The organism is Tenacibaculum todarodis, assembly GCF_001889045.1.
Lineage (GTDB): Bacteria > Bacteroidota > Bacteroidia > Flavobacteriales > Flavobacteriaceae > Polaribacter > Polaribacter todarodis.
This window is the reverse complement of the sequence record NZ_CP018155.1, coordinates 1,249,239-1,261,377: the sequence shown is the minus strand read 5'-3', so window position 1 is coordinate 1,261,377 and position 12,139 is coordinate 1,249,239. Positions and strand designations below refer to the sequence as shown.

The window sequence follows — 12,139 nt, the reverse complement described above, 5'->3', positions numbered from 1 at the left end:
TTATAGATTCCTGCCTGCGCAGGAATGACAATTTATTACGAATTCAACATAACAGGCATAACAAGCATAGTAATTTGTTCACCTTCGTCAGTTCCGTCAATTGGAGTTAAAATTCCTGCGCGGTTTGGTAAAGACATTTCAATTAAAACATCGTTTGCATTTAAGTTACTTAACATTTCACTTAAAAAACGAGAGTTAAAACCAATTTGCATATCATCACCTTGGTAATCACAAGATAAACGTTCGTCTGCTTTGTTGGCATAGTCTAAATCTTCTGCAGAAATATTTAATTCTGTTCCTGCCATTTTTAAACGAATCTGATGTGTAGTTTTACTTGAGAAAATAGAAACTCTACGAACCGAGTTTAAGAAAGAAGCTCTATCAACTGTTAATTTATTCGGATTTTCCTTCGGAATTACCGCTTCATAATTAGGATATTTTCCATCAATTAATCTACACACTAAAACCGTATTATCAAACGTAAATTTAGCGTTAGAATCGTTGTATTCAATAGAAACTTCCTCTTCAGAACCACTTAAAATTCCCTTTAATAAATTTAAAGGTTTTTTAGGCATTATAAATTCTGCCGTTTTATCTGCAGTAACATCTGTTCTTGTATATTTTACCAATTTATGCGCATCTGTAGCCACAAAAGTTAAGCTATTAGAAGAAAACTGGAAGAAAACACCGCTCATTACTGGGCGTAAATCATCGTTTCCAGAAGCAAAAATTGTCTTTGAAATTGCCGTTCCTAAAATATGAGCAGGTACTAAAGTTTTACTTGGAGAAGGTAATTCTACAGCTTTAGGAAACTCTTCAGCTCCAAAAAATGCCATGTCGTATTTACCTTGATCAGAACTAATTTCTATAGTGCTTTCGCCTTCCGTTTTAAACGTTAATGGTTGGTCCGGAAACGTCTTTAAAGTGTCTAATAACAAACGTGCATTAACCGCAATTGCGCCTTCGTCAGTGCTTTCTACAGCTACAATAGAACTCATTGTTGTCTCTAAATCAGAAGCCGATATCTTTAACTCATTTTCAGACAATTCTAATAAAAAATTATCTAAAATTGGTAAGGTATTATTGCTGTTTATTACGCCGCCTAAAACCTGTAATTGTTTTAGTAATTGCGAACTAGAAACTATAAATTTCATGTATTTTCCTTTTTAAAAATGGATTACAAATATATTCTATTTTACTGGGTTTTAAAATAAAATTATTAACAGTTTTTAGTGGATTGTTCATTATTATTTGAGCGTTCCCTTTCAGGTCGCGCTTTCCACTATATCTTTTTTCTCGTTCCTCCAAAAAAGGATGCCGTTGCAATCGCTAACGCGGGCGTATTTATTAACGTCATTGCGAGGTACGAAGCAATCTGCTTATTAATTAAATGATTACTTGGTCATTCTTCTAATTTTTAATATTTTTTTTTGAGAGAAAATCACCCCTAAAGTCCCCTCAAGGGGACAGTTGAATTTGAATTTTATTTTTAACTATTTACGTTATTTTTTACTTGACATTCGCCAAGCTTATTAAAATAGAGAAAGTTCTATTAAAGAATCCATTGTCCCCTCGAGGGGACTTTAGGGGTGTTTAAACAACAAATTTTAAACTTTCTTTAACCATTTTAGAAAACTAAAAAACTACTTTTGTTTTCAATCAAACTATTAAAAATGAAAAAAGCAATACTCTCGCTTTCTTTTCTATTGATAATCACATCAATAGTTGCCCAAAAACCACAAAAACTTAACACAAATCAGCTATACGAAAAAGTTCAAAAACTTAATTTTTTAGGAACTGCTTTATACATTGCTGCGCATCCAGATGATGAAAATACACGTTTAATTGCCTATTTAGCTAATAATGTAAAAGCACGTACAGCTTATTTATCATTAACGCGTGGAGATGGCGGACAAAATTTAATTGGTTCAGAAATGCGCGAGTTATTAGGAGTAATTAGAACACAAGAATTATTGGCAGCAAGAAGTATTGATGGTGGACAACAATTATTTACCAGAGCAAATGATTTTGGCTACTCAAAACATCCAGATGAAACTTTAGAAATTTGGCAAAAAGAAAAAGTATTGGCAGACGTAGTTTGGGCAATAAGAACTTTTAAGCCCGATGTAATTATAAACCGATTTAATCACAGAACACCAGGAACAACACATGGACATCATACAAGTTCTGCAATATTAAGTGTTGAGGCGTTTGATTTAGCAAATGATAAGACTAAGTTTTCTAATCAATTAAAATATACAGAAACCTGGCAACCAGAACGTTTGTTTTACAATACTTCTTCGTGGTTTTTTAGAGGAAGAGAAGACGATTTTAAAAAAGCTGTAAAAGGATTCACTTCATTTGATGTTGGTGTGTATTATCCCTTAAAAGGAGTTTCTAACAACGAGTTGGCTTCTATGGCAAGTAGCCAACATTTATGTCAAGGTTTTGGACGTTTATCAACTCGTGGAAATCAAACTGAGTATGTTGAGTTTTTAAAAGGAAATGCGCCAAAAGATAAAAATGATATTTTTTCAGGAATCAATACTACATGGAATAGAGTAGAGGGTGGTGGAGAAATTGGCGATATTTTATACGAAGTAGAAAATAATTTCGATTTTGTAAATCCGGCCAAACATTTACCAGCTTTAATGAAGGCTTATAAATTGGTTCAGAATTTAAAAGATGCGCATTGGAAAAATATAAAGTCAAAAGAATTACAAGAAATTATTGAAGCTTGCGCAGGTTTGTATTTAGAAGCTTCTGCAAATAGTTCAAGTGCAACACCAAATTCTACTATTGATGTGAATTTTGAAGCATTAAATAGAAGTATTGCAAAAGTGGAATTATCTTCTGTAAAATTACTTCCTGCAAACAAAGTTATTTCTAAAAATATTGATTTAACAAACAATAAAAGACAGAATTTTAAGGAAACTATTAGCATTTCAAATTTAGATTTTTCTTCGCCATATTGGTTGAACAAAGAAGCCGATTTAGGAATGTATAAAGTTGATAATCAGCAATTAATTGGTTTGCCAGAAACACCAAGACCGTTGCAAGTTCAGTTTAATTTAATAATTGAAAATGAGTCGATTACAGTAACTAAAGATGTTGTGCGTAGATACTCAAAACGAGATATTGGAGAAATTTATGAACCGTTTGAAGTTTTACCACAAATAACAACAAAACTAAAAAACAAAGTATTAATTTTTTCTGATGATACACCGCAAAAAGTATCTGTAGCGGTTAGAGCAAGAGCTCAAAATACAAGTGGAAGTGTTTCTTTAGAAATTCCAAATGGTTGGTCTGTTTCACCTAAATTTATCGATTTTACAATTGCACAGAAAAACGATTTAAAAACTGTTGATTTTATGGTAAGTCCACCAAAAAATCAATCAGAAGGAAAGTTAAAAGTCATAGCAACTGCAAATGGAAAAAAATACACCAAAGAGTTGGTGGAAATTAATTACAATCACATTCCAAAGCAATCAGTTTTATTAAATTCTGAAGCTAAAGTTGTGCGTTTGGATATTAAAAAAGCAGGAAATTCAATTGGTTATATTCAAGGTTCTGGAGATGCGGTTCCAGAAAGTTTACGTCAAATTGGGTATCAAGTTACTGAGATAAATCCGAATGAAATTAACGAGAAAAACTTACAGCAGTTTGACGCTATTGTTGTTGGAATTAGAGCTTACAATACTGTTTCTGAATTAAAATTCAAACAAAAACATTTGTTAGAATATGTGAAAAATGGTGGAAACATGATTGTGCAATACAATACTAATAGAGGTGTTGATGTTGCTGCGCCATTCAAATTAGGATTATCGAGAGATAGAGTTACTGATGAAAATGCTGAAATTAGGTTGTTGGCTAAAGAGCATGCAATTTTAAATTACCCAAATAAGATTACCAAAGAAGATTTTAATGGTTGGGTGCAAGAACGTGGTTTGTATTTTCCAAATACTTGGAGTTCGGAATACACACCAGTTTTAGCAATGAATGATAAAGGAGAATCAGCTAAAAAAGGAAGTTTATTGATAGCAAAATATGGCAAAGGAAATTACATATATACTGGTTTAAGCTTCTTTAGAGAATTGCCTGTTGGAGTTTCTGGTGCGTATAAATTGTTTGCGAATATGCTTTCGGTTGGGAAGTAATAGTTTTTAAAGTTGTAAAGTTCCAGAATGTCTCCTCGAGCGCAGTCGAGAGGTTTAATTAGTTCTCGACTGCGCTCGAACGGACACAGATAGAATTAAAATTAACTGTTTGTCATTCCTGCGAAGGCAGGAATCTAAACAAGCGTTAATATGGATTCTTGCCTGCGCAGGAATGACAAAAGATAATAAATAAGTTTAGCCCTGATTGCAGCGACATCCTTTTTGTTTTTCACAAAAAGATACAGCGGAAAGCAGGAGATAGCTTCAAATAAAAATATATGGATAGTAAAAAATACACATGGAAAAAAGCCTATTCGTTGGTCTTAATTGCCAACATACTTTACATTATTGCTTTCTATTTTATAACAAATATTTTTACAGTTTAATCGATGGAAGTAGCAAGTAAATTACACGCAATAGATTGGATAATTTTATCGGCAACTTTAATTTTTATAGTTGCTTACGGAACCTACGTAACTCGAAAAAATAAGAACGTAACTGACTATATTAAAGGAGGAAACGACTCTAAATGGTGGACAATTGGATTGTCAGTTATGGCAACGCAAGCGAGTGCAATAACGTTTTTATCTACGCCAGGGCAAGCGTTTCATAGCGGAATGGGTTTTGTGCAATTCTACTTTGGATTGCCAATTGCAATGGTTATTATTTGCTTGGTTTTTATCCCTATTTATCACAAATTAAAAGTCTATACAGCTTATGAGTTTTTGGAAGGAAGATTCGATTTAAAAACAAGAAGTTTAGCCGCAATTTTATTTTTAATTCAGCGTGGTTTGGCAGCCGGAATTACCATTTTTGCACCTGCAATTATCTTGTCGGCAGTTTTAGGATGGGATTTACTATTGCTAAACATTGTAATTGGGTTCTTAGTAATTATTTACACGGTTTCTGGAGGAACAAAGGCGGTAAACGTAACGCAAAAACAACAAATGATTATCATTTTTGTTGGAATGTTAATTGCATTTTTTATGATTATGAGTCAGCTTCCAGCAAATATTACATTTACAAAAGCACTTGAAATTGCGGGCGCGAGTAATAAAATGGAAGTCTTAGATTTTTCTTTCGATTTAAGTAATAGATACACCGTTTGGACAGGTATTTTAGGAGGAACGTTTTTGATGTTATCCTATTTTGGTACAGACCAAAGTCAGGTTCAGCGTTATTTATCTGGTAAATCGGTTAGAGAAAGCCAATTAGGTTTGATTTTTAACGGATTGTTAAAAGTGCCAATGCAGTTTTTTATCTTGTTAATTGGTGTTATGGTTTTTGTTTTTTATCAATTTAACGCATCGCCTTTAAACTTTAATCCTGGCGCAAATGAAGAGGTTTTAAGATCTGAATATGTTGCTGAATATCAACAGTTAGAAGCGGAACATATTGAAATTGAAAATGATAAAAGAGCCATATTTTTAGATGGTTTTCAGGTGGAAGAAAAAGAGAAAATTCAATTATTAAACGAAAGAGATTTAGCGTTAAAAGCTTCAGCCAAAGAAATTATTGAAAAGGTGAATGAAAAATCAATCAAGAAAATAGAGTCTAACGATAAGGATTATGTGTTTATTCATTTTATAATCAACAATTTACCAAGAGGATTAATCGGACTTTTATTAGCCGTAATTTTATCTGCCGCAATGTCTTCTACCGCATCAGAATTAAATGCATTGGCAAGTACAACTGCAATTGACTTATACAAACGAAATGTTGGCGAAGAAAAGAGCGATGAACATTATGTAAAAGCGTCTAAATGGTTTACACTACTTTGGGGACTTATAGCTATTTCCGTTGCTTGTGTTGCCAATTTATTTGATAATTTAATTCAATTAGTAAATATTATTGGTTCTATTTTTTATGGAAATGTCTTGGGTATTTTCTTACTTGCTTTCTTTATAAAATTTGTGAAAGGAAACGCAGTTTTTATAGCTGCTTTAATTACGCAGGCATTGATTGTCTGGGTATTTCTTTTAGATTGGTTACCGTATTTATGGCTCAACGCTTTAGGTTGTGGTTTGGTGATGTTTATTGCAATTATTTTGCAGGTGTTTATGGGGAAGAAAAAAGATGTTTTTGAAGAGGTTAGTTGATGTTTGTCGTGTAATTTTTTTACTCAATCATTTTAACAACTATTACAATTTTATTATATTTAACAACCATTAATTTTAAACTTTGGCTTTATGAAAAATAATATTTTAAGTACAGTTTTAGCATTTTTTATTACTCTCTTTATGTTTTCTCAGAGTTCAGAATCAGATTTTAACTCTGGAGATATATTTATTATAGGAAGTGTAAAATTTAATAATTATAAGCATATTAATTTTCCAAAAGATAATTTTATTATAAAAAAAGGAGGATTAGCAAATTATAAAAATATTAAGGGAGAAAAAGTTATAATAACTTCAATAAAACAAGACAATAAAGGAAAACGTGTTGCAATAATTAAACTTGTTAATTCTAGGAAGTTTTTCAATAGCCACAGATATATTACTGTAGATATTGAGGAAGCAATAGAAAATAGAGAATTGTTACCGTTTGATAATTAATTATTCTTCATTTAAAATCTCATTAATTTTCTCAATCATTTTTACTGGATTTGTACTTTTTGGATTTAACTCCAGAGATTTTTTATAGTTTATTAAAGATAAATTGTATTGTTTGTTTTTATAATAACCTTCACCTAAACTGTCATACGCATTTGCTGAGTTGGGAAATTCAGTAACTAATAATTGAAATACCTGTATTGCATCAGTAATTCTGTTTTCACCAAGTAAATCGTAACCAATATTATTTAATACGTTTTTATCGTGAAAGTTATAGTTAGACGGGTTGTTTTTCTTTAAATTTTTATAATAAAGTATACCGTTTTTTGTGTTTTCTAAAATTGCTTTTCTAACAGGTTGATGCATGTTTTTTTCTGGGTAGCTCGCCATATCTCTATAGATATTAAAAGCAATAGCATTTATTAAATCTCCTGAGGTATCTCCGTTAGAATTAATATGAACTGTAAAACCACAGTTAGATTCTGGTAATATAATTACCCAATTTGCACTTCCGCCTGTTCCGCCGTTATGTAATATATCTTTATCGTTTAAACGCCAAAAATAACCGTAATCTTCATCGTCTTCTTTGTCATAAAACAAAGGCTTTTTCATTTCTTTAATTACAGGGTTTTTGCTTTCCAATAAGTATTCAATATACTTTAGTAAATCTGGAATTGTTGATTTTATTCCGCCACCTGCTCCGTTTAAAATTTCAATTGCAGGTTTTACTAATTTACCTTTATCAGTGTAGCCATTTACTATATGTTTTTTAGCATTTTCATCTAAATGAATCGCTGTATTTTCCATGCCAATCTTTTTTAAAATGAATTCATTTAAAAGCGTTGAATATGGTTTTTGATAAACGTTTTCAAGAAGTATTGCTAAAATTTCAGGACCAACAATAGGAGAGTAGTTGTAAGTAGTGTTTGGAGTTGTATTAAGTTCAAAGTTATTTAAGTCTTCTAAAAGTTTTTCTTTATTGTAAGTTCTGAGTTCTTTTTCATCACTTTCTGAAATATCATCTAAGAAAAATTTTTGCAAGGTTGAAGAAAAATCACGTGTAAAACCTGCTGAATGTGTTAGTAAATTTTTAATTTTAATGGGTTGACTTTGGTATTCTAAATTAGGATAAGAGCCATTTAAATATTTTCTAATATCATCTTCTAAATTTAGTTTCCCTTCTAAAACAGCTTGTGCAGTTAAAAATCCAGTAAATGTTTTTGTTACTGACGCAATTTCAAAAAGAGAATTGTCATTTGGTTTGTTATTTTTTCCTTTATCAATTTCGCCGTAATATTTGGTGAGTTTTTTTCCATCTTTAAAAATTCCTATTGAAATAGCATTTATTTCTGGATATTCTGATAAGAAATCAGCATTAGTATCCATTGAATACTCAACAGGATCAATTACTTCTTGACTGCTTTTTTCTGCTGTTTTACAGCTTAATATGGTTAGGATAGAAATAATTAGTAGTAAATGCTTCTCCATTTTTAATATAAGTATTTTTAAATTCAATCAGTAAAGTTTGATAAAAGTACTTAACTTTTAAGTTAAAGAAAATATAAAGTTTTTGATCCAAGAAAAAACTATAGATTTATAGTTTTTTCTTGTTCAATTGAACTTATATACCTTACTGTAACGTCTTTTAATGAAACTTTGCTTTCAATTTTTATGATACTTAACTTTGGGTAGTAAGCAAGTAGCGTAAAATTCATGTCTGCAAAGTAACTCAATACATCTTTATTAAGTATTACATCTTCTTTTAAAACAGCTAAATAAACATACATAATTATATTGTTTGTATTATTCCTTGTCCAATGTCTCTGTACAATTGGTTAGAAAGTTGTTTTGCTCTTTTTTCTAATTTTAGCCAAATACCTTCCGCCGATAAATTTGGGAATGCTTCCCAGTATAAAGCAGCAATACCTGCAACATGTGGTGTTGCCATACTTGTGCCACTCATAGTTGTGTATAATTTATTTTGAGAACCATTTTTTGAATATGAACTAAATATATCTACACCAGGAGCAGAAATATCTACTCTTCCTCCATTACTTGCATTAATTCCTCCGTTAGAAAAGTTAGCTACTTTTAACGCTTCATCTAAAGCCGCAACAGCCATTATAGATTCTGCATTTGCAGGACTGCTAACTGGTTTTGGTAAGCTTGGTCTGTTGCTGTCGTTACCGGCTGCTGCAATTATTAATGTGTTTTTTTCTAAAGCTTTTCTTCCAACTTGTTCAAAAATTGGTGAAGGTTTTTCCCCAATTTTTACTGAAGAGCCTAAAGACATTGATATAATATTATGTCCTTTTTCTAAACTATTATCAATAGCATCAATAATACCACTGGTAGAACCACTTCCGGAATCGCTTAAAACTTTACCAATAACAATATTTGCTTCATGAGCAACACCATATCGTTTATTATCTACTAGGGAAATGCTTCCTGCAGCAGTTCCTGTACAATGAGTTCCATGTCCATGTCCATCTAAATACCATTTTTCTCCAGGAACAAAAGATTTTCCAGAAATATTTCTTCCAACAAAGTCTGGATGATCTTTATAGAAACCAGTATCTAAAATAGCAATATCTATTCCTTTACCGGTATAATTACTTAATTCAATTCCAACTGCATTTAAACCCCAAGTTAAATTCTTATTGATGTTGAGTCTATTATTAGCTTCAATTAATTCTTTTAATTGCGCTATTTTCTCAGACATATTATTGATATTAATTTTCATTTCATCTAATAAATCTAACTCTGTAACAGGTTTAAATTTCCTTTCTTTTTCCCAGTAAATTATTGGGTTAGATGATGCGTTTGTTAAATGATGAAGTTTCTCTACTTCATAGTCTTCAACAATTGCTAATCCTAAATTTTTAAGAAACAATCCGTTACCTGAATCTAATACATCTTGCGCTCTTACTTTAGAACTTAATTCTGAGGATGACGTAATTTTTAAACTTAATTCTTTCGCAGCTTTTGTAAGACTACTTTTGCTATCGTCCTTTAATTGAATGATATATTTTTTAGGTTTATTAGTAGTTTTCATGGTGGTTTAATTTTTAAGTTTAGATAAAGCTTGATCTAAAATTATGCTTATATCTTGTTGTAAAATGGTTAGTTTTAATTTCTTATCTAAAAGTAATATTTGCTCATTTTCTTTTAGTTTTTCCCATAAAGAAGTGCATTTGTCTATTGTATCTGCTTTTTTAATAATTGCATCTGTAATTAATTTGGCTTGATATGCAGATAAAAGCACTTGGTTAATGTTTTCTGTAGCTTCATTAATAATGTTTTTTACTAGAACGAGTGAATTCTCTAAAGTTTGGTTTAAACTAGATAAACAATGGTAACAAGCAATTTTTACAATATCTCTTCTTCTAGTTTTAACTCTTTCTAATTTTACCGGATCTATTCCAGAAACAGCAATATCTAAGTGTGTTTTTAATTGACTGACGTTTCCTTCTTCTGTACTTTCTCCAATTCTCCTATAATATTCTTGAACATCATTAAGTAATTTCATTAATGATTTGTCTAGATTAAAATCCTTTTTTATAAACTTTTCATTCTCAAGAATAAGTAGTTTTATAAAAGTTTCTAATTGTTGTTTTTTAAAATGAATTAATACGTTCATTATTCAAAAATTATTTCTTCAATTTTATTTCCTTTTTCATCAGTTGCATTATGTATCCTAATCCCTTCTTCAACCATTTCTACATTTAACGTAAGTAAAATTTTGCCTTTATCGGTTTCATTACTGGTATTTGGATCGAAGTAAATATCATCTAGCTTAGCAGAAACTGGTGTGTATCTATTTTTAAAAGCATCTTTTAAAATTGTAGCCATTTCTTCACTTTCTAGCTCTTTGTTGGCAACACTAAAACCTTGTTTTTTAACAATGTTTTTTATAGGTACTTTAATATCTACTTTGGTTAAATTATCATCTAACTTTTTAACGTAACTATAATCTACCTTTTCTAGTTTTGTAACTACTTTTTTAAAGTCGTCTGCTTTAAGTGTTTCCTTATTTATTGGGTTTATTTTTAAACTCTTTTCTTTATTTATTATGGCTATTTTGTCATTTACTTCGCTTATAAAAGCATCATCGTCCATTTTAAAGTTATACTTTGTTTGCGAGTTTAATTCAGAAATTTTAATAGGAATATTTAATTTAACTGAAGGCATTGTAAATCTAGGTACTCTAAAATATTTTAGATACGGATCTTTAGCATACTCTTTAGCAATTAGTATTGCTTGTTCGTCTGCTTTTTTTCTAGCAAGGACTATCTCTTCGTTGAGATAGTCCATGTAATCAGATAGCTTTATCATAATTTTATTCAGATAAAATTCCTAAAACTTTTTCTAATCCACCAGGCATTTGATCGTTAGTCGCAACAACTTTTACACCCATTGTATATTCTTTTTCTACTTTTACACCTGTGCTAGAAGATCTTTTGTATGAAGCAGAAACTTTAAATTTTACAGGTCCCCAACCACCACTAACATCTGCATCAATACCAAACTCGCTACTTACGTCTTTTGTGTAAACAGAATTTAACTTAACATTAAAATCTACTTCACAAGTTTCTATTCTTAAACTAGGTATATTTAATACAGATACAAAAGGAACAATTAATGATATATCTTCAGTTGTAGTTCCTGTTCCATCATCATTAGGTACCGTTTTTGTGTATGAAAAATCAACCATTCGAAGAGTCCCATCGTCTTCAAAACCAACCTCTTTTATAAAGTTAACTGTAGACATAGATGCGTTAGCTTGGGCTGTAACACAGGCATTCAATGGTCCACCAATTAAGTTTTCAAAATCGATACTACCTAGTTCAGCAGCAAAATCGGCATCTGAAGCATTTGAGGTAGAGAACTGGTTTTCATCTTTTTCTATTTGAGCTAAAATGGTTTTTAATATTTTAGTTGAAGCTTCTCCAAAACTTTCTTCCCATTTTACATCATAATTTTCTTTAAATGAATTTATAATTGCTACCAAATCATCATTTTTGGTTTTAGATAATTCACTTAATTGAATACCAGTAATTTTCCCAAAATCATCACCGACAATTTCATTAATTCCTGTTAATAATTCGATCAATTCTTTTTTTGTTTTTTTAGAATGATCTTGCTTTAAAATTGTTTGTAGTTTTTTCATTTTAATTAATTTTATACTATTAATATTTTGGTTTTAACTAAATAAATATTTAGAATGTTAAAAACGAATAATACTAAATATTTACTTAACTGTCACAAAATTAGGTGAATACAGTAGTTCGGACACAAGGGTAAGTACCAAGTTTGGTAGCGTTAAAAAAATGAAATTAAGAAAGGAAATTTCCTGTAAAAGAAGAGGTGTTTATCTTAATCATAAAAATAAAGACACAAAAAAACTCGCAGTTTCCTGCGAGTTTAAAA

Annotated in this window: 10 protein-coding genes; 3 read left to right on the top strand and 7 right to left on the bottom strand. The window is 30.6% G+C overall.

From position 1 onward, the window contains the following. Positions 1–35 precede the first annotated feature (35 nt). Positions 36–1,154 (bottom strand): DNA polymerase III subunit beta, encoded by a 1,119-nt coding sequence (dnaN, locus tag LPB136_RS05710; RefSeq protein WP_072555203.1) that lies wholly within the window; start codon positions 1,152–1,154, stop codon positions 36–38. A gap of 519 nt (positions 1,155–1,673) precedes the next feature. Between dnaN and LPB136_RS05705 the strand changes: the two genes are divergently transcribed. From LPB136_RS05705 to LPB136_RS05695, 3 genes are all read left to right on the top strand, one after another. Continuing rightward, on the top strand, positions 1,674–4,157 hold the full coding sequence (locus LPB136_RS05705; RefSeq protein WP_072555202.1) for a PIG-L family deacetylase: 2,484 nt from the start codon (positions 1,674–1,676) through the stop codon (positions 4,155–4,157). A 389-nt stretch (positions 4,158–4,546) separates the two neighbouring features. Further along, positions 4,547–6,256 (top strand): sodium:solute symporter family protein, encoded by a 1,710-nt coding sequence (locus LPB136_RS05700; protein WP_072555201.1) that lies wholly within the window; start codon positions 4,547–4,549, stop codon positions 6,254–6,256. Between the two features lie 90 nt (positions 6,257–6,346). After that, positions 6,347–6,712: a dihydroorotase gene (locus LPB136_RS05695; RefSeq protein ID WP_072555200.1), complete on the top strand. Its 366-nt coding sequence runs from the start codon at positions 6,347–6,349 to the stop codon at positions 6,710–6,712. On the opposite strand, the gene LPB136_RS05690 is transcribed toward LPB136_RS05695, so the two are convergent. The 6 genes from LPB136_RS05690 to LPB136_RS05665 form a co-directional block, all read right to left on the bottom strand. Further along, positions 6,713–8,197 carry a serine hydrolase gene (locus LPB136_RS05690; RefSeq protein ID WP_072555199.1) on the bottom strand — a complete coding sequence of 495 codons (1,485 nt, stop codon included), beginning with the start codon at positions 8,195–8,197 and terminating at the stop codon, positions 6,713–6,715. A gap of 98 nt (positions 8,198–8,295) precedes the next feature. Next, positions 8,296–8,496, bottom strand: a complete 201-nt coding sequence (locus LPB136_RS05685; RefSeq protein WP_072555198.1) for a hypothetical protein — start codon at positions 8,494–8,496, stop codon at positions 8,296–8,298. Positions 8,497–8,498: 2 nt separating this feature from the next. Further along, a complete protein-coding gene (locus tag LPB136_RS05680; RefSeq protein WP_072555197.1) occupies positions 8,499–9,764 on the bottom strand; it encodes a S8 family serine peptidase in 1,266 nt (421 codons plus the stop codon). A 6-nt stretch (positions 9,765–9,770) separates the two neighbouring features. Then, entirely contained in the window at positions 9,771–10,349 is a 579-nt protein-coding gene (locus LPB136_RS05675; RefSeq protein WP_072555196.1) for a hypothetical protein, read from the bottom strand. Next, a complete protein-coding gene (locus LPB136_RS05670; protein ID WP_158009605.1) occupies positions 10,349–11,044 on the bottom strand; it encodes a hypothetical protein in 696 nt (231 codons plus the stop codon). Before LPB136_RS05670 ends, LPB136_RS05675 begins: the two co-directional genes overlap by 1 nt. Before the next feature lie 4 nt (positions 11,045–11,048). After that, a complete protein-coding gene (locus LPB136_RS05665; protein WP_083426188.1) occupies positions 11,049–11,879 on the bottom strand; it encodes a DUF2589 domain-containing protein in 831 nt (276 codons plus the stop codon). Between the last annotated feature and the right edge of the window lie 260 nt (positions 11,880–12,139).